This is a genomic window from Tardiphaga sp. (assembly GCF_028290785.1).
In the GTDB taxonomy this organism is placed as follows: domain Bacteria; phylum Pseudomonadota; class Alphaproteobacteria; order Rhizobiales; family Xanthobacteraceae; genus Tardiphaga.
On the sequence record NZ_JAQGJD010000294.1, the window covers coordinates 1 to 16,894 of the forward strand.

Genomic DNA, 16,894 nt, shown 5'->3' on the forward strand with positions numbered 1-16,894 from the left:
ATCGACGAAGATGCCTTTCGACCGCAGATGCGGCACGCCGCGTTCGCGTTCGTCGCGCAGGTGCCATTCGTCCCTGAAGTAGACGTCGAGCCCCTCCTGCAGCGACGCCGAATGCGGCGTGCCAGGGGCCCCGGCCCCGGATCTGAAGCAACACCGCTCCCGTCGCTCCCGCATATTCCGCAACGGTGTCCATCGCCTTCCCCAATTGCGAAGGATCGATGGCGGCATCGAGCAGTGACAGCGATGCCTGGTCGAAGGAAATCGGGCGAGTCATGATACAATCAAAACGAGCTACATCTGCGTGTGTAACCTGGCTCGGATTGTACTTCGGTTGCAAGTGGTTGTTCGTAGTACGTTGGTCGCAGCACAGGTCGAGCGAAGCGGAACTTCTGCAGCGACAATGTCCGGTCTCGGACGCGGTGTGGCATTCTTCATGCCGCTGCGCGGAGCCAGGACCGTACCGGGCCGGCGGTTGCGACGGCCCCAGACAGTGGCGATCAATTCACCCAGAACTCCGGGACCGTCTGCGACAGCCGTCCGCCCAGGCGCACCGGGGCGATGCGTAGCGCGAGGCCGGTCTTGTCGTCGGTTTCCACCGCAACGCCGCTCATGGTGGCGATGCCGGTGGCGGGCTCGAAGCGGCCGGAGGGAATGCCGGTGACGAAGCGGCGCAGCGGCTCGTCTTTGTGCATGCCGATCACGGAATCATAGTCGCCGGTCATGCCGGCGTCGGTCATGTAGGCAGTACCACCGGGGAGGATCTGGTGGTCGGCGGTGGGTACATGGGTATGGGTACCTACCACCAGGCTGACGCGGCCGTCGCAGAAGAAACCCATGCCCTGCTTTTCGCTCGACGCCTCGCCGTGGAAATCGACCACGATGGCATCGGCGGCCTCCACCAGCGGACAGGCCTCGATCTGCTTGCCAACGGCGGAGAACGGATCGTTGAGCGGCTCCATGAAGACGCGGCCCATGGCGTTCATCACCAGCGCGCGCGCGCCGTTCTTGGCATCGACCAAAGCCGCGCCGCGGCCCGGCGTGTGGCGCGGAAAATTCAGCGGCCGGATCAGCCGCGGCGCGCGCTCGATGAACACCAGCGCCTCCTTCTGATTCCAGGCGTGGTTGCCGAGCGTCACCGCGTCGGCGCCGGCATCGATGAAATCGTTGTAGATCGCTTCGGTGATGCCGAAGCCGCCGGCGGCGTTCTCGCCGTTGATGACGACCAGATCGAGCTTCCAGTCGCGCACGCAGGCGGGTAGATGGTCGGCGATGGCATTGCGTCCGGTCTTGCCGACCACGTCGCCGATGAAAAGAATGCGCAAATCAGATGCTCCGGAAATCGATCGTTCGGGTTTCCGTTAGCACATAATCCAGCGCGACGTCGTGCGGCTGCACGGGAATCGCCGCGATTTCCTGCACGTCGAAGGCGAGGCCCACGGCGACGAACGCCTTGCTGGCACGCAACTGTTCGAATGTGCGGTCGTAGTGCCCGGCGCCGTAACCGATGCGATGGCCGGACCGGTCGAACGCGGCGAGCGGCACCAGCACGATATCCGGCAGCAATGGCGGCGCTTCCGGCGGCGGCTCGAGGATGCCGAGCGCGCCGGCAACCAGCGCATCGGTCGGCGACCACTGGCGAAACATCAGCGGCGCGTCGCGGGCAACGATGACGGGCAGCGCGAGGCGTGCGCCCCGCGCGGCCAACGCATGCATCAGTGGAATGGGGTCCAGCTCGCTGCGGATCGGCGAATAGCCGGCGACGATGGTGCCGGCGGTGATGGGGACAGGAAAGGCGCGGGTGGCGATGGATTGCGCGGCGGCGCCGCGCGTTTCGCCGGAGAGGCTAGCGCGGCGTGCGAGGGCGGCGGTTCGGAGCGATGCTTTATCGAGGAAAGTCTCAGTCATTCACCACCGTTGTGCCCGGGCTTGTCCGGGGCATCCACGTCTCTGCTTGCCGCAAGCTAAAGACATGGATGGCCGGAACGGCAAGCGCGAAGACGCGCTTTTGCCCGGCCATGACGGCGTGGTCACGCAGAATATAAAAGTGCGAAGCCACGATGGCCGTTGAAGCACTCGATCCCGGAGCACCTACGAAAGTAGGTGGGCACCATGTAGCCAAGTCCACGGACCTGGCCAGGGACAGTTCCCGTGAGGATCGATAAGGCCCCGGGGATATGTGGCTCCTGACGCGCGACGCAGCCTCGCAGGAGCAATGTAGGCGTTATGGATGGCGTGCGCCAGTGGCTAGGCTTCACCCTCTCCTTTTGAGGGGGAGGGTGAAGAAGGACCCCGCCTCGATAGATTCCTACCCGATCGATACCCCGCCGCCGATGGTGCGGTTGAGCACCTGGGTGGTCTTCTCGATACGGTCGGCGGCGGAGTTCAGTGCTGCGGCCACCGCGGTCTGAGTCGCCCGCGCGCGGTCGGCGGAGACGACGCGGACGTCGCGCAATGCTGCCAGCTCTTCCTGCAGCGCGCGGACCTGCTGGTTGGCGTCGAGCAACTCGTCGGCCACGGTCAGCGCCGCCATCACCGTGAGGCGGGCGTCGCCGATCTCGCCAAATTTGCCGCGCAGGTTCTCGACGCGGAACTCCAGGCTCTCGGCCAGCCGCAGCAGCCTCGTCTCCTGGCCCTCCTCGCAAGCCATGCGGTACTGCCGGCCATTAATGGTGACATTGACGTGACTCATTCGGCTTCTTCCGCGGGCGCGTCGGCATCGAGCACCGCGCGAATGGTGCCGATCGCCGCATCCAGCTTGTCGGCGATCTCGCGGTTGGCGCGCTCCAAGCGGCGCGATTTCACCAGCGTGCCATCGAGTTCATCGGCGAGCCGCGAACGGTCGGCGCCGAGCGCCTGGATCCGCGTCGCCAGTTCGTCCTCGTCGCGATCGGCCTCGCGGCGGCGCTCCACCGCGCTTTCAAGCGCATCCAGCGCGGCCATCAGCCGCCGCGTCGCCGCGTCGATTTCCGCCGCCCCGCTGGGAGCGGGGTCCGGGCTGGCAGCGCGATGGGCGGGACGTTCGATCATACGGGGTACGCGGACCTTGGGTGCACAGCCGCCAAAGTCGCAAAAGTGGCGGCTCGGCAAGCCTTTAGGCCCTTAAATTTACGTGGCAAGCGAGCCTGGCGCAACGGCGCACAGAAGCTATGCACTGCAAAGGCCACAAAATTGGGCGGTAAAGACCAACCGGCTTGGACTCCCGGCCAACCAAATGCTATCCAGCGCGTTCTCCATTGGCATGCCACGACTTGCTGCAGAGCCGCACCTTCCAGCGGAGGCGGAACGTCCCCAACATCTCACTTCAGGCGGAATGAACATGGCGCAGGTTGATCACTCGAAGATGGCCAATGCGATTCGCGCGCTTGCGATGGACGGCGTCGAGAAGGCCAAGTCCGGCCATCCGGGCCTGCCAATGGGCGCCGCCGACGTGGCCACCGTGCTGTGGACCCAGTTCCTGAAGTTCGACGCCGCCGACCCGCGTTGGCCGGACCGCGACCGCTTCATTTTGTCGGCCGGCCACGGCTCCATGCTGCTCTACGCGCTGCTCTATCTGACCGGCAACGAAGACGTCACGCTCGATCAGTTGAAGAACTTCCGCCAGCTCAATTCCAAGACCCCGGGCCACCCCGAGAACTTCATCACCGCCGGCGTCGAGACCACCACCGGCCCGCTCGGCCAGGGCGTGGCCACCTCCGTCGGAATGGCGCTCGCCGAACGGCTGCTGGCCGCCGAATACGGCGACATCGTCGATCACTACACCTATGTGCTGTGCTCCGACGGCGACCTGATGGAAGGCGTCAGCCATGAGGCCGCGGCGCTGGCCGGCCATCTCAAGCTGTCGAAGCTGATCTTCCTGTGGGACAACAACGGCATCTCCATCGACGGCCCGCTGACGCTGTCGGACAGCGTCGATCAGGTGGCGCGTTTCAAGGCCCATGGCTGGAACGCCGTGCATGTCGATGGCCACGACCAAAAGGCCATCGCTGCGGCGATCAAGGAAGCCCAGACCTCGGACCGCCCCTCGTTCATCGCGTGCAAGACCACCATCGGCTTCGGCGCACCGACCCGCGCCGGCACTTCCAAGGCCCATGGCGAGCCCCTTGGCGCCGAGGAACTCGCCGGCGCCAAGAAGGCGCTCGACTGGAACTACGGCCCGTTCGAAGTGCCGGACGATATCCTGCAGGCTTGGCGCAACGTCGGCAAGCAGGGCGCGTCGGCGCATGCCGACTGGACGAAGCGCTTCGAAGCACTGGCGGACGAGACACGCAGCGAGTTTACCCGCCGTGTCGATCACGTACGCCCGGCGGGGCTCGCCGCCTCGATCCGCAAGCTGAAGCAGAAGCTGATCGACGAGCCGCAGACCGTCGCCACGCGCAAGGCCAGCGAGATCGCGCTGGAAGTGCTGGTCGCGGAGATGCCGGAACTGCTGCTGGGATCGGCCGATCTGACGCCATCCAACAACACCCGCACCAAGAATGCCAAGGACGTGAAGCCCGGCGACTTCAGCGGCCGCTACATCCACTACGGCATCCGCGAGATGGGCATGGCCGCGGCGATGAACGGCATTGCCACCCATGGCGGCTTTGCGCCGGCCGGCGGCACCTTCATGTGTTTCACGGACTATGCCCGCCCCTCGATGCGGCTCGCGGCGCTGTCGCATGTGCCGGTGGTCTACATCATGACCCACGATTCCATCGGCCTCGGCGAGGACGGCCCGACCCATCAGCCGGTCGAGCACCTGGCGTCGCTGCGCTGCATGCCGAACATGCGCACCTTCCGCCCGGCCGACGCGATCGAGACCGCGGAATGCTGGCAGCTCGCCTTGGAAAACACCAAGGGCCCGACGGTGCTGGCGCTGTCGCGACAGAACCTGACGCCCGCGCGCACCGTGCACCACGACGACAACCTGTGCGCCACCGGCGGCTACGAGCTGATCGCGGCGAAGGGCGAGGCGCAGGTGTCGATCTTCGCGTCGGGCTCCGAAGTCGAGATCGCGGTCGCCGCGCAAAAGCAGCTCGCCGACAAGGGCATCGCGGCGCGCGTGGTCTCGGTGCCGTCGCTCGAACTGCTGCTGCAGCAGTCGCCGGAGAAGCAGGCAGCCATCATCGGCCAGGCGCCGGTCAAGATCGCCGTCGAGGCGGCGGTGCGGTTCGGCTGGGATGCGGTGATCGGGCACGATGGCGTGTTCATCGGCATGTCGACGTTCGGCGCGAGCGCGCCGGCCAAAGACCTCTACAAGCATTTCGGCATTACGGCAGAGGCCGTCGTGGACGCCGCCACCAAGCGTCACAACGCGGCTTAACCCTATCGGAACACTGGCGAAATAGACGCATTGCGCCAGCGTTCCAATCAGGGCATGAAACGGCCGTTAAACGTCACTATATGCGGGTAATACCAATATCTTGAGCATTACAGGGAGAAGTTGAATGGCAGTCCGGGTTTCGATCAACGGGTTTGGCCGCATCGGCCGCAACGTCCTGCGGGCGATCTATGAGTCCAAGCGCACCGATATCGAAGTCGTCGCCATCAACGATCTCGGCTCGGTCGAGAGCAACGCGCATCTGCTGCGCTTCGACAGCGTGCACGGCCGCTTCCCCGGCGAAGTCACCGTCGATGGCGACAGCATCGACATCGGCCGCGGCAAGATCAAGGTCACCGCGGTGCGCGATCCCAACACGCTGCCGTGGAAGGATCTCGGCATCGACATCGCGCTGGAATGCACCGGCATCTTCAGCGCCAAGGCGAAGGCTTCGATGCACCTGACGGCAGGCGCCAAGCGCGTGCTGGTGTCGGCGCCGTCGGACGGCTCCGATGCGACGATCGTGTACGGCGTCAACCACAAGACGCTGACCAAGGATCACCTGGTCGTCTCCAACGGCTCCTGCACCACCAATGCGCTGGCGCCGGTGGCCAAGGTGCTGAACGAGCTGGTCGGCATCGAGACCGGCTTCATGACCACGATCCACGCTTATACCGGCGACCAGCCGACGCTGGACACGCTGCACAGCGACCTGTACCGCGGCCGCGCCGCGGCGATGTCGATGATCCCGACCTCGACCGGCGCCGCCAAGGCGATCGGCCTGGTGATGCCGGAACTGGCCGGCAAGCTCGATGGCGTCTCGATCCGCGTGCCGACCCCGAACGTCTCGGTGATCGACCTCAAGATCGTTGCCAAGAAGTCGGTGACTCCCGCCGAGGTCAACGCCGCGTTCAAGGCCGCCGCCGAGAGCGGCGATCTGAAGGGCATCCTCGGCACCACCGCGCATCCGAACGTGTCGATCGACTTCAACCACGACTCGCACTCCTCCACCTTCGCCTTCGACCAGACCAAGGTACAGAACGGCACGCTGGTGCGCGTGCTGTCCTGGTATGACAATGAGTGGGGCTTCTCCAACCGCATGGCCGACACGGCTGTCGCGATGGGCAAGCTGATCTAAGGATCGACTTCGCAAAACAGGAGGCCGGAATGACACTGTCCCCATGGATTGGCGTTCCGGCCGGAATTCTTCTACTGGCGTTTATCGTGTTTGCATTCCGACAAGGCATGCAGGTTACGCGCGAGCAGGATGGATCGCCGTCGGAACAAAGTGACGGCGGCCCCCTCCTTTGAATTACAACTGCAGCCCAAGAAGACTGGTCATAGATGAGCTCCTTCCGCACCCTCCATGACGTCGATGTCTCCGGCAAGCGCGTGCTGGTGCGCGTCGATCTCAACGTCCCCATGGACAACGGCCGCGTCACCGACGCCACCCGGCTGGAGCGCATTGCGCCGACCGTCACCGAGATCTCCGGCAAGGGCGGCAAGGTCATCCTGCTGGCGCATTTCGGCCGACCGAAGGGTATCGATCCCAAGCAGTCGCTGAAGCCGGTGGCCGCGGCGCTCGCCGAGGTGATCGGCAAGCCCGTGGCATTTGCGGAAGACTGCATCGGCGACGTCGCGGCCAAGGCCGTTGCCGCGATGAAGGACGGCGACATCCTTTGCCTCGAAAACACCCGCTTCCATGCCGGCGAGGAAAAGAACGATCCGGCCTTCGTCGCTGAACTCGCTGAACTCGGCGACATCTGGGTCAACGACGCGTTCTCCGCCGCACACCGCGCCCACGCCTCGACCGAGGGCCTCGGCCACAAGTTGCCGGCCTATGCCGGCCGCACCATGCAGGCCGAGCTCGACGCGCTCGGCAAGGCCTTGGACGCGCCGACCCGGCCGGTGATCGCCATCGTCGGCGGCGCAAAGGTGTCGTCGAAGATCGACCTGCTGGAAAACCTCGTCACCAAGGTGGACGCGCTGGTGATCGGCGGCGGCATGGCCAACACATTTTTGCACGCGCAAGGCATCGGCGTCGGCAAGTCGCTTTGCGAGAAGGATCTCGCCGCGACCGCGCTGCGCATCATCGACAAGGCGGAAGCCGCCGGCTGCGCGATCATCCTGCCGGTGGACGCGGTCGTAGCGTTCAAGTTCGAAGCGAATTCGCCATCGCAAGCCTACGGGCTCGATGCGGTTCCGAAAGACGGCATGATCCTGGATGTCGGACCGCAGTCGATCGTGCGGATCAACGCCGCGATCGACGACGCCGCGACGCTGGTGTGGAACGGCCCGGTTGGCGCGTTCGAGATGACGCCGTTCGACACCGGCACCGTGGGCGCCGCCAAGCACGCCGCGGCGCGCACCAAGGCGAAGAAGCTGATCTCGGTCGCCGGCGGCGGCGACACGGTGGCTGCGCTGAACCATGCCGGGGTGGCGGATGAGTTCAGCTACATCTCGACGGCAGGCGGCGCTTTCCTGGAGTGGATGGAAGGCAAGCCGCTGCCGGGCGTGGACGTGTTGCGCGCAAAGGCCTGATATTACCCTTGTTGGTTGCCGATGTTTATGCTATGTTCACGGACATGGCAGAGCGTCCCACAGATGTAACGCTGGATATCCTGATCAAGATTCAGGAGGGTATCGGCGCGCTTCGTTCCGAACTCGGCGAATTCAGACTGGCCGCCGATACAAGGTTTGAACGCATCGAGACAGTCATGCACAAACAGCGCCGCGATAGCGCTGGCATGCTGGTCATGATGCGAGCAACGGTCACCGATTTCGACGAGCGGGTCAGCGACGTCGAGGAGCGCGTCGCGGCGTTGGAAGCCGAGACAACCGCATAGCGGACCTGGTTGCCCGGCTTCTTGGTCGGCCACCACTAATCCCCATACCACCCGCGACCTTCGGCGACTTGGATTCCTGCCAGCGTCGCGTTAATAGCGGGGCAGCATTTCCGTGCCGGTCACGCCGACCGCGCCGTCCCATCCCTCACAAGGAGTTCCCATGGCCCGCATCACGTTGCGTCAATTGCTCGATCATGCCGCGGAACACGATTATGGCGTGCCGGCCTTCAACATCAACAATATGGAACAGGCGCTGGCGATCATGGAGGCGGCATCGAGCGTGGACGCGCCGGTGATCATCCAGGCCTCGCGCGGCGCCCGCTCCTACGCCAACGACATCATGCTCAAGCACATGATGGACGCCGTCACCGAAATCTATCCGCAGATCCCGGTCTGCGTGCATCTCGACCACGGCAACGGTCCCGCGACCTGCATGACCGCGATCCAGGCCGGCTTCACTTCGGTGATGATGGACGGCTCGCTGAAGGCCGACGGCAAGACCGCTGCCGACTGGGACTACAATGTGTCCGTCACCAAGACCGTGACTGACATGGCGCATCTCGGTGGCATTTCGGTGGAAGGCGAGCTTGGCGTGCTCGGCTCGCTGGAGAGCGGCATGGGCGAAGCCGAAGACGGCCACGGCGCCGAAGGCCAGCTGTCGCACGACCAGTTGCTGACCAACCCCGACGAGGCCGTGAAGTTCGTCAAGGAGACCCAGGTCGATGCGCTGGCGATCGCCATGGGCACCTCGCACGGCGCCTACAAGTTCACCCGCAAGCCGGACGGGGATATTCTGGCCATGAACGTGATCGAGGAAATCCACCGCAAGCTGCCCAACACCCATCTGGTGATGCACGGCTCCTCCTCGGTGCCGCAGGACCTGCAGGACATCATCAACGCCTATGGCGGCGAGATGAAGCCGACCTGGGGCGTGCCGGTGTCGGAGATCCAGCGCGGCATCAAGCACGGCGTGCGCAAGATCAATATCGACACCGACAACCGGATGGCGATGACCGGCCAGATCCGCAAGGTTCTCAAGGAAAACCCTAGCGAATTCGACCCGCGCAAGTACCTGAAGCCGGCGATGGAAGCGATGGTCAAGCTGTGCAAGCAGCGCCTGCAGGAGTTCAATACCGCCGGCCAGGCAAGCAAGTTCAAGACGGTCTACACCACCGCGGACATGGCCAAGCGCTATGCCTCCGGCGAGCTGGCCGCGAAGATCGTCTGATCGGGCGCCTCCGTGCTTGAAGGCCACGGCGGCCTGCCATATGTTACATGTAACAAATGGAGGCCGCCATGTCCGATGGAGCCAAGCGGGTCCGCAAGCACCGCGACAAGATGAAGGCCGCCGGCCTGAAGCCGGTGACCATCTGGGTGCCTGATGTAAATGCGCCGGAATTCAAGGCGCAGGTGGCTCGCGAAATCGCGGCCATCAATGCTAGTGCGGACGAAAAAGTCATTCTTGATGAGCTTTCGGGTATTGAGATCGAAGGCTGGAAATGAAACGCGGCGACCTCGTGACCGCTGTGATGCAGGGTGCGTATGGAAAACCGAGACCGGCGGTCGTCATTCAAGCGACGTGGGCCGAAGGTCTGGACTCGGTTACATTCTTGCCGCTGACCAGCGAGATTTCCATTGCCCGCACATTTCGCATTTTGGTCGAACCGACTCCTGAAAACGGCCTGCAATCCAGATCGCAGGTGATGGCCGACAAGTGCGCGACGCTGCCGCTTGCAAAGATCGGTAAGGTCTTTGGACGTCTGGCTCCCGATGATCTAAATCGAGTTGATCGCGCCTTTGCTGTTTTCACTGGAATTGCCTGACAACCGTCACGTTTGACCTTCAAGAACACCGTTTTGCAGGACCATTTGATGAACCTCGCCGACCTCAACAAGATCGCCCGCGCCATGGTCGCCCCCGGCAAGGGGGTGCTGGCAGCCGACGAGTCCGGCGGCACCATCAAGAAGCGGTTCGACGCGATCGGCGTGGAATCCACGGAGGACAGCCGCCGCGATTACCGCGAGATGATGTTTCGCTCCCAGCAAGCGATGTCGAACTACATTTCCGGCGTCATCCTGTACGACGAGACGATCTGGCAGAACGCTGCCGATGGCACGCCGCTGGTCAGACTGATCGAGCAGGCCGGCGCGATCCCGGGCATCAAGGTCGATGAAGGTACCCAGGCGCTCCCAGGCTGCCCGGGCGAACTGGTCACAGTCGGTCTCGACAAGCTCGCCGAGCGGCTGGCAAAATATTACGAGCGCGGCGCGCGGTTTGCGAAATGGCGCGCGGTGATCGACATCAACCAAGCCTCGCACATCCCCAGCATGACGGCGATCCACGTCAATGCCCATGCGCTGGCCCGCTATGCGGCGCTGTGCCAGCAGGCGCAGATCGTGCCGATCGTCGAGCCGGAAGTGCTGATGGACGGCGACCACGACATCGACCGCTGCGTCGAGGTGACCACGCGCGTGCTCAACAAGACGTTCCAGGAATTGCGCATCCAGCGTGTTGAGCTGGAGGGCATGATCCTGAAGCCGAACATGGCGATCTCCGGCAAGAAGTCGAAGACCCAGGCCAGTGTCGCGGAAGTCGCCGAGAAGACCGTGCGGATGCTGAAGGCCTGCGTGCCGGCCGCGGTGCCGGGCATCGCCTTCCTGTCCGGCGGCCAGTCCGACGAGGACGCCACTGCGCATCTCGATGCCATGAACCGAATCGGCGGATTGCCGTGGCCGCTGACCTTCTCCTATGGCCGCGCGCTGCAGGCGGCGCCGCAAAAGGCGTGGTCCGGCAGATCGGAAAACGTCGCCGCCGGGCAGCAGGCTTTCACCCATCGCGCCCGCATGAATTCGCTCGCCAGCAAGGGCGAATGGACGGCGGCTCAAGAAACCCAGAAGGCGGCATAGTCTTGGCCAAACCCGTTCCACCGCCGCCCGCGCCGCGGCTCTATCTGGCGACCCCGGTGCTCGAGGATCCCGCCGCGCTGGTGACCGAGTTGCCCGCGTTGCTGGCGAAGGCCGACGTCGCCGCCGTGCTGGTGCGGCTGAAGATGACCGACCAGCGCACCCTGATCTCGCGCATCAAGGCGCTGGTGCCGGCGATCCAGCCGAGCGGCGCTGCCGTGCTGATCGAGGGCCACGCCGAACTGGTGGCCCGCGGCGGCGCTGACGGCGCGCATCTCGACGGCATCGAAGCCGTGGAAGACGCGATGGAAACTCTGAAGCCGGATTGGATCGCCGGCGTCGGCGGGCTTTCCACGCGCCACGATTCCATGGCGGCGGGCGAAGCCGGCGTCGATTACGTGCTGTTCGGCGAACCGGATGCGAAGGGCGAGCGGCCATCGGCGGATGCCATCGCCGAGCGGCTGCAATGGTGGGCCGAACTGTTCGAGCCGCCCTGCGTCGGCTATGCGGCGTCGGTCGATGAAGCCCGGGCGTTCGCCGTGGCGGGCGCCGACTTCGTGCTGGTGGGCGACTTCATCTGGGCCGATCCGCGCGGCCCGACCGCGGCGCTGATGGACGCCGAGCAGGCGATCGGGCTGGGTCATGCCGCCAGACTGGAAGTTGCCAAATCAGAAGCTGCCATGCCGGGAACAGCCAAAGCCGAACAGGAATGACGCCGGAATGAAAATTCTGCGTTTCCTTATCATCCTCGCGGGTTGCGCGACGTGGGCAGGCTGCGCTTCCGCGCAGATTCAGCTGACGCCGCAGGCCGCGCCCGCGGCGCCGCCGAAGGCCAGCAAGCCGGCGGCGCCGAAGGCACCCGCCAAGGCACCGGCGGCGGTGGCGAAGAAGCCGCCGGCGCCGGCCCCCAAACCCGCAGAGCCCACGGCGGCAGCGCCTGTCGATTCCAATGCCGACCTGGTTTACGGCGCCTATCAGCGCGGCCAGTACAAGACCGCCTTCGATCTCGCCATGAAGCGCGCGCAGGAGAACAATGACCCCAAGGCGATGACCATGCTCGGCGAGCTCTACGCCAATGCCCTGGGGGTCAAGCGCGACTACGCCAAGGCCGCGGAATGGTATCAGCGCGCCGCCGAACGCGGCGACAGAGAGGCGATGTTCGCGCTCGCCATGCTGCGGCTGTCGGATCGCGGCGGCAAGTCCGGCAATCGCGATGACGCCGCCAAGCTGCTGGCCTCCTCCGCCAAGCTCGGCAATCCCAAGGCGGCATATAACCTGGCGCTGCTCTATCTGGACGGCCAGACCTTCCCGCAGGACGTCAAGCGCGCGGCCGAATTGCTGCGTGTTGCCGCCGATGCCGGCAATCCCGAGGCACAATACGCGCTGGCAACGTTCTACAAGGAAGGCACCGGCGTCGAGAAGAGCGTCGACAAGGCGGTCCGGCTGCTGCAGGCCGCCGCGCTCGCCGACAATGTCGATGCCGAGGTCGAATACGCCATCGCGCTGTACAACGGCACCGGGACACCGAAAAACGAGACGGCCGCCGTGGCCCTGCTGCGCAAGGCCTCCAGGCAGAACAGCCCGATTGCGCAAAACCGGCTGGCGCGCGTGCTGGCGATGCGTCCCGACACCGCCGAGCGGCTGGAGGGCTTGAAATGGCATATTGTCGCCAAAACCGCCGGCAAGGGCGACCTGATGCTCGACGAGCTCCTTGCCAAGGCCACCCCGGAAGAGCGCAGCAGCGCCCAGGACGCCGCGCGAAAATGGCTGGGCGCTCCGAAATGATCGGCCCTTGACGTTCCCGCGCTTGCAGGGCACCCATCGCCCCAGCAACTCCCGCAGCATCCATTGAGACCTGACGCCCAGGTCGTCTTGAGCGAAATCATGATCAATTCGGCCCTGATGAACGTCATGGTGAAAGCCGCACGCCGCGCCGGCCGCAGCCTCAAGCGCGACCTCGGCGAAGTCGAGAACCTGCAGGTCTCGATGAAGGGCCCGGCGAATTTCGTCAGCCTCGCCGACAAGCGCGCCGAGGAGATGCTGTACACCGACCTCAACAAGGCGCGCCCCGGCTACGGCTTCCTCGGCGAGGAAGGCGGCAATCGCGAAGGCACCGACAAGAGCCATAGCTGGGTGGTCGATCCGCTGGATGGCACCACCAACTTCCTGCACGGCATTCCGCATTTCGCGGTGTCGATCGGCCTGCTGCGCGAAGGCGTCGCCATCGCCGGCCTGATCTACAATCCCGCCAACGACGAACTCTACATGGCCGAAAAGGGCTCTGGCGCGTTCCTCAACGATACCCGCCTGCGCGTCGCCGGCCGCAAGCAGCTCAACGAATGCGTCATCGCCTGCGGCCTGCCGCATATCGGCCGCGGCGACCACGAGCAGTCGCGCAAGGAAATGACCGCGCTGCAGCCGAAGGTCGCGGGGCTCCGCCGTTTTGGCGCGGCGTCATTGGATCTCGCCTTCGTCGCCGCTGGCCGTCTCGACGGCTACTGGGAGCGCAACCTTCAGCCGTGGGACATTGCGGCCGGCATCGTGCTGATCAAGGAAGCCGGCGGCACCGTCGGCGACATCCATGGCGGCGACGTGTTGAAGACCGGCAACGTGGTCTGCGGCAATGAATTCGTGAACGGCGAACTGACGAAAATTCTTCGGCCGCTGTGACCGCCGATGGCGCGCCGACGCCGTTCCGGCTCGCCAGCCTGCCGGGCCTCGCGCTCTGCGTGGCCGTGGCGCTGCTCGCGATGCTGCTCGAGAAGATCGAAGTCGCTCTCGTCGGCGAACCCTATCTCGAAGCGCTGGTGCTGGCGATCCTGATCGGGGTCATCATCCGGACGCTGTGGAGCCCCGGGTCGCGATGGCTGCCCGGCATCGATTTTTCCGCCAAAATCCTGCTCGAAATCGCCGTGGTGTTGCTCGGTGCCGCGCTCAGCGCCGGCACGGTGCTGGCGCTCGGCCCGTTGCTGCTGGTCGGGATCGTTGTCGTGGTGATCTTCGCCATCGCCAGCAGCTATGCGATCTGCCGCGCGCTCGGCCTGCGGCAGAAGATGGCGATCCTGATCGCCTGCGGCAACTCGATCTGCGGCAACTCCGCCATCGCCGCCGTCGCGCCGGTGATCGGCGCCGACAGCGACGACGTCGCCTCCTCGATTGCATTCACCGCGGTACTCGGCGTGGTCGTGGTGCTGCTGCTGCCGCTGCTCGTGCCGCTGCTGCAATTATCCCTGACGCAATACGGCGTGCTGGCGGGCCTGACGGTGTATGCCGTTCCGCAGGTGCTGGCCGCCACGCTGCCGATCGGCGCGCTGAGCAATCAGGTCGGCACGGTGGTGAAGCTGGTGCGGGTGTTGATGCTGGGCCCCGTGGTGTTCGGACTTTCGCTCGCCGCGGGCCGCTTGCGCGGCAGCGATGGCCCGCGCACCGCGCCTCACGAAAAGCTGGCGCTGCACCAGTTGCTGCCGTGGTTCATCGTCGGCTTCCTGTTGGTCGCCGCGGCCCGTTCGCTCGGACTGATTCCGATGACGTGGGTCAAACCGGTCGCCGGCATCGCCAGCATCCTCACCACGATTTCGATGGCGGGGCTCGGGCTGGGCGTCGATGTCCGCGTGGTGGCGAAGGCCGGCCTCGCTGTGACCATCGCGGTCACTCTGTCGCTGATCGTGCTGGCCGTGATCAGCTATGGCGTGATTTTGGCAGCGGGAGTGGCGTAGGCGGAAACTAAGCTTCGCGGGGAGAACGAAGAAGGCGCCGAATGGAACTCGCGGGGTTGCCGGCGCGTTCCCATGCTGGCCCGCCGCTGAAACCACTCAGGTTTCTGGACCGGCCGGGAGCCGATGATGCACCTTGCTGCGAAACTGTTGCTCATCGGCGCGATGAGTTTTGCCGGCATCGACGGCGCCGCCGCCCAGAGCCTGGAGCAGTTTTTCCAGGGCATCGGCCGCGGAGGACAGCCCCGCAGGGCTGCGATCCAGACCGAATGGGAAAGGATCTCGGCAGCCGAACTTCTCTGCATCGACAACAGGCTTCGCCGCGCCCGCCGGTCGGTCAACGTTCTGATCGACCGCGGCATTGGCCCGTCGGACAATCGCGTTGCCGGCATCGTCAGCGACTGCCGTGCCGATGCGAGCAATTCGAATACACCAGCCACTCCCAGCTTCAACTGCAAGATCGCGAACCAGCCGGACGAGATGGCGATCTGCAGCAATGGCGAATTGGCGCGTCTCGATCGCACGGTCGTGGACGGCTATGAGCATGTGCTCGGCCACGAAGGCGCGGCCGTCGCGAAGGGCATCGCCGAGCCGCTGCTGCAACGTCGGCATGGCTGCGGCTCCGATATCGAGTGCATCAAGCGCGTGCAACTCACAGCCATCGCCGCGTTCCAGGCGCGCGGCGCGCCGGTCCAGGTCCCCGCCCCGGCGCAGGTGACCGCGCGCGACGATCCGGCCTATGTCGTCAACGGCATGCGACTCGGCAGCAGTGTCAACGTCAGCAGCCCGGACTATCTCGACTATGCCTGCGCGCCCAGCCAGCAATATGCCGGCTTCACCGTGTGCCAGCGCCAGACCGCCGAGCGCTCGCGGCGCCGTCGCGTCGCCGAGTCCGCGGCGTTTCTGCACGCCGCCGATGGGGCTGTTGTCTACATCAACCAGAGTCTTGAGCCGGTCGTCATGGACGACAACGACGCCCATGACGAGATTGGCAGGTTGTCGGAAACGCTCGGCAAGGCAACGCTGCTGCCGATGCAGGACGCCAGAGGCGTGCCCAGCGGCTTGATCGCGTCCTGGGGCGCGGTGTCGCTGCAGCCGCTAGGGCCGGAGCGGAGGGCTGCGCTCGCTGCCGGCACCGACGACCAACCCGGCATCCTGATCGACGGCATCGGCAACGCGCAACGATCGGCGCAACTGGGACTGCCGATCTATCGTCTCGGCGGCGGCGCGGGCTATGTCTGGTCGGCGAGCTGGAACGGTCGCGGCCGCGGCACGCTGCGCATGCTGGCGATCGACGCGTCGCGGCTGCCCGGCGCTGCTGCAGAAGTGAAACCTGCGGAGCCGCCAGCCGTCGTGGCCGAAGCGCCGAAGCCTGTTGATGCAGCGCCACCTGCGCCAGCTGCCGCTACGCAAACCGCGCCAAAACCTGCGGAGCCCACCCCTGTGCCGGCTCCGCAAGCCAAGACACCTGCACCTGCGGCGGCAGCACCCGCACCGGCCGAGGTGCGGGTGGTCGGTCCACCCATCGCGCTGCGCCCCGCTACTCCGGCAGCGGCACCGACGCCGACTCCTTCGGGAGCCGGCAACGGCCTGGTGATCTTTCTGATCGCGCTGGTCGTCGTCCTGCTCGCGGCAGTCGCCTATCTGTTCCGGAAATCCCGCATCGGGCCATCCGCTGCCGCGGCGGCGCCTGCCGTCGCAGACACGACGCCACCTCCAGCGCCGTCACCCGCTTCGGTCGTTGCGCCTGCGTCAGAAAAAATAGATCTGCCGGCATTGGTCCCGGTCGAATCGCCCGACAGTGTTGCCGCCTCGACACCTGACATGACAACGCCCCACGCCATCGATGGCGCTGTGAGCGCGGGCCGCGATATCGAGATGCGAGAGCTCTCCGATACGCCGAACATCGGGCGATCAAGCCAAGGCAGCGCTGGGTCGAAGACCTGAATGCATCACGTCGATCCTCGTCGGCAGCAAGATACTAAATGTGTAACTAACAGAGAGATCGCCTCGCTACCGAAAGGCATCTGCATCTGTGCATGGACGCTGTTCCATACAAGCCGTGAGACAATCCCGACTCTCCCTGATGCATTGTGTTGGCGCTGCTTCGGCCACATTGTTCGCGACACGATG

General features: G+C 65.1%; 17 protein-coding genes and 1 other RNA gene. 13 read left to right on the forward strand and 5 right to left on the reverse strand.

What is annotated here, in order from left to right; all coding sequences use genetic code 11:
- Positions 1-497: 497 nt before the first annotated feature.
- The 5 genes from JWR89_RS17645 to JWR89_RS17665 all read right to left on the reverse strand — a co-directional run bounded on the left by JWR89_RS17645 (position 498) and on the right by JWR89_RS17665 (position 3,027).
- Positions 498-1,322 (reverse strand): TIGR00282 family metallophosphoesterase, encoded by an 825-nt coding sequence (locus tag JWR89_RS17645; protein ID WP_299718441.1) that lies wholly within the window; start codon positions 1,320-1,322, stop codon positions 498-500.
- Position 1,323: 1 nt separating this feature from the next.
- Complete coding sequence (locus JWR89_RS17650; RefSeq protein ID WP_299718443.1) at positions 1,324-1,905, reverse strand: 5-formyltetrahydrofolate cyclo-ligase; 582 nt, start codon at positions 1,903-1,905, stop codon at positions 1,324-1,326.
- A 140-nt stretch (positions 1,906-2,045) separates the two neighbouring features.
- A non-coding RNA gene (gene ssrS / locus JWR89_RS17655) (6S RNA) lies at positions 2,046-2,205 on the reverse strand.
- 100 nt (positions 2,206-2,305) lie between these two features.
- Positions 2,306-2,689, reverse strand: coding sequence for a cell division protein ZapA (locus JWR89_RS17660; protein WP_299718445.1), 384 nt, complete (start codon positions 2,687-2,689; stop codon positions 2,306-2,308).
- Entirely contained in the window at positions 2,686-3,027 is a 342-nt protein-coding gene (locus JWR89_RS17665) for a DUF4164 domain-containing protein (protein ID WP_299718448.1), read from the reverse strand. The genes JWR89_RS17660 and JWR89_RS17665 overlap by 4 nt, the downstream gene beginning before the upstream one ends.
- Positions 3,028-3,316: 289 nt before the next feature.
- On the opposite strand from JWR89_RS17665, the gene tkt reads away from it, so the two are divergent.
- From tkt to JWR89_RS17730, 13 genes are all read left to right on the forward strand, one after another.
- Positions 3,317-5,302: a transketolase gene (gene tkt / locus JWR89_RS17670; RefSeq protein WP_299718450.1), complete on the forward strand. Its 1,986-nt coding sequence runs from the start codon at positions 3,317-3,319 to the stop codon at positions 5,300-5,302.
- A gap of 124 nt (positions 5,303-5,426) precedes the next feature.
- Complete coding sequence (gene gap, locus JWR89_RS17675; protein WP_299718452.1) at positions 5,427-6,437, forward strand: type I glyceraldehyde-3-phosphate dehydrogenase; 1,011 nt, start codon at positions 5,427-5,429, stop codon at positions 6,435-6,437.
- 206 nt (positions 6,438-6,643) lie between these two features.
- Positions 6,644-7,840, forward strand: a complete 1,197-nt coding sequence (locus JWR89_RS17680; RefSeq protein WP_299718453.1) for a phosphoglycerate kinase — start codon at positions 6,644-6,646, stop codon at positions 7,838-7,840.
- 8 nt (positions 7,841-7,848) lie between these two features.
- A complete protein-coding gene (locus tag JWR89_RS17685; protein WP_299718455.1) occupies positions 7,849-8,145 on the forward strand; it encodes a hypothetical protein in 297 nt (98 codons plus the stop codon).
- Between the two features lie 160 nt (positions 8,146-8,305).
- Complete coding sequence (gene fba / locus JWR89_RS17690) at positions 8,306-9,373, forward strand: class II fructose-bisphosphate aldolase (protein ID WP_299718457.1); 1,068 nt, start codon at positions 8,306-8,308, stop codon at positions 9,371-9,373.
- 68 nt (positions 9,374-9,441) lie between these two features.
- Positions 9,442-9,648, forward strand: a complete 207-nt coding sequence (locus JWR89_RS17695) for an antitoxin MazE family protein (protein ID WP_299718459.1) — start codon at positions 9,442-9,444, stop codon at positions 9,646-9,648.
- A complete protein-coding gene (locus JWR89_RS17700) occupies positions 9,645-9,968 on the forward strand; it encodes a type II toxin-antitoxin system PemK/MazF family toxin (protein ID WP_299718461.1) in 324 nt (107 codons plus the stop codon). Before JWR89_RS17695 ends, JWR89_RS17700 begins: the two co-directional genes overlap by 4 nt.
- 48 nt (positions 9,969-10,016) lie before the next feature.
- Positions 10,017-11,051 carry a class I fructose-bisphosphate aldolase gene (locus JWR89_RS17705; protein ID WP_299718463.1) on the forward strand — a complete coding sequence of 345 codons (1,035 nt, stop codon included), beginning with the start codon at positions 10,017-10,019 and terminating at the stop codon, positions 11,049-11,051.
- Complete coding sequence (locus JWR89_RS17710; RefSeq protein WP_299718465.1) at positions 11,015-11,761, forward strand: thiamine phosphate synthase; 747 nt, start codon at positions 11,015-11,017, stop codon at positions 11,759-11,761. Before JWR89_RS17705 ends, JWR89_RS17710 begins: the two co-directional genes overlap by 37 nt.
- A 7-nt stretch (positions 11,762-11,768) precedes the next feature.
- A complete protein-coding gene (locus JWR89_RS17715; protein WP_299718468.1) occupies positions 11,769-12,833 on the forward strand; it encodes a tetratricopeptide repeat protein in 1,065 nt (354 codons plus the stop codon).
- A gap of 99 nt (positions 12,834-12,932) precedes the next feature.
- Positions 12,933-13,718: an inositol monophosphatase family protein gene (locus JWR89_RS17720; protein WP_299718470.1), complete on the forward strand. Its 786-nt coding sequence runs from the start codon at positions 12,933-12,935 to the stop codon at positions 13,716-13,718.
- Positions 13,715-14,764 (forward strand): putative sulfate exporter family transporter, encoded by a 1,050-nt coding sequence (locus tag JWR89_RS17725; protein WP_299718472.1) that lies wholly within the window; start codon positions 13,715-13,717, stop codon positions 14,762-14,764. Before JWR89_RS17720 ends, JWR89_RS17725 begins: the two co-directional genes overlap by 4 nt.
- 123 nt (positions 14,765-14,887) lie before the next feature.
- The gene (locus tag JWR89_RS17730; protein WP_299718474.1) at positions 14,888-16,708 is read left to right on the forward strand and encodes a hypothetical protein; all 1,821 of its coding nucleotides are present in this window, start codon (positions 14,888-14,890) and stop codon (positions 16,706-16,708) included.
- Positions 16,709-16,894: the final 186 nt, after the last annotated feature.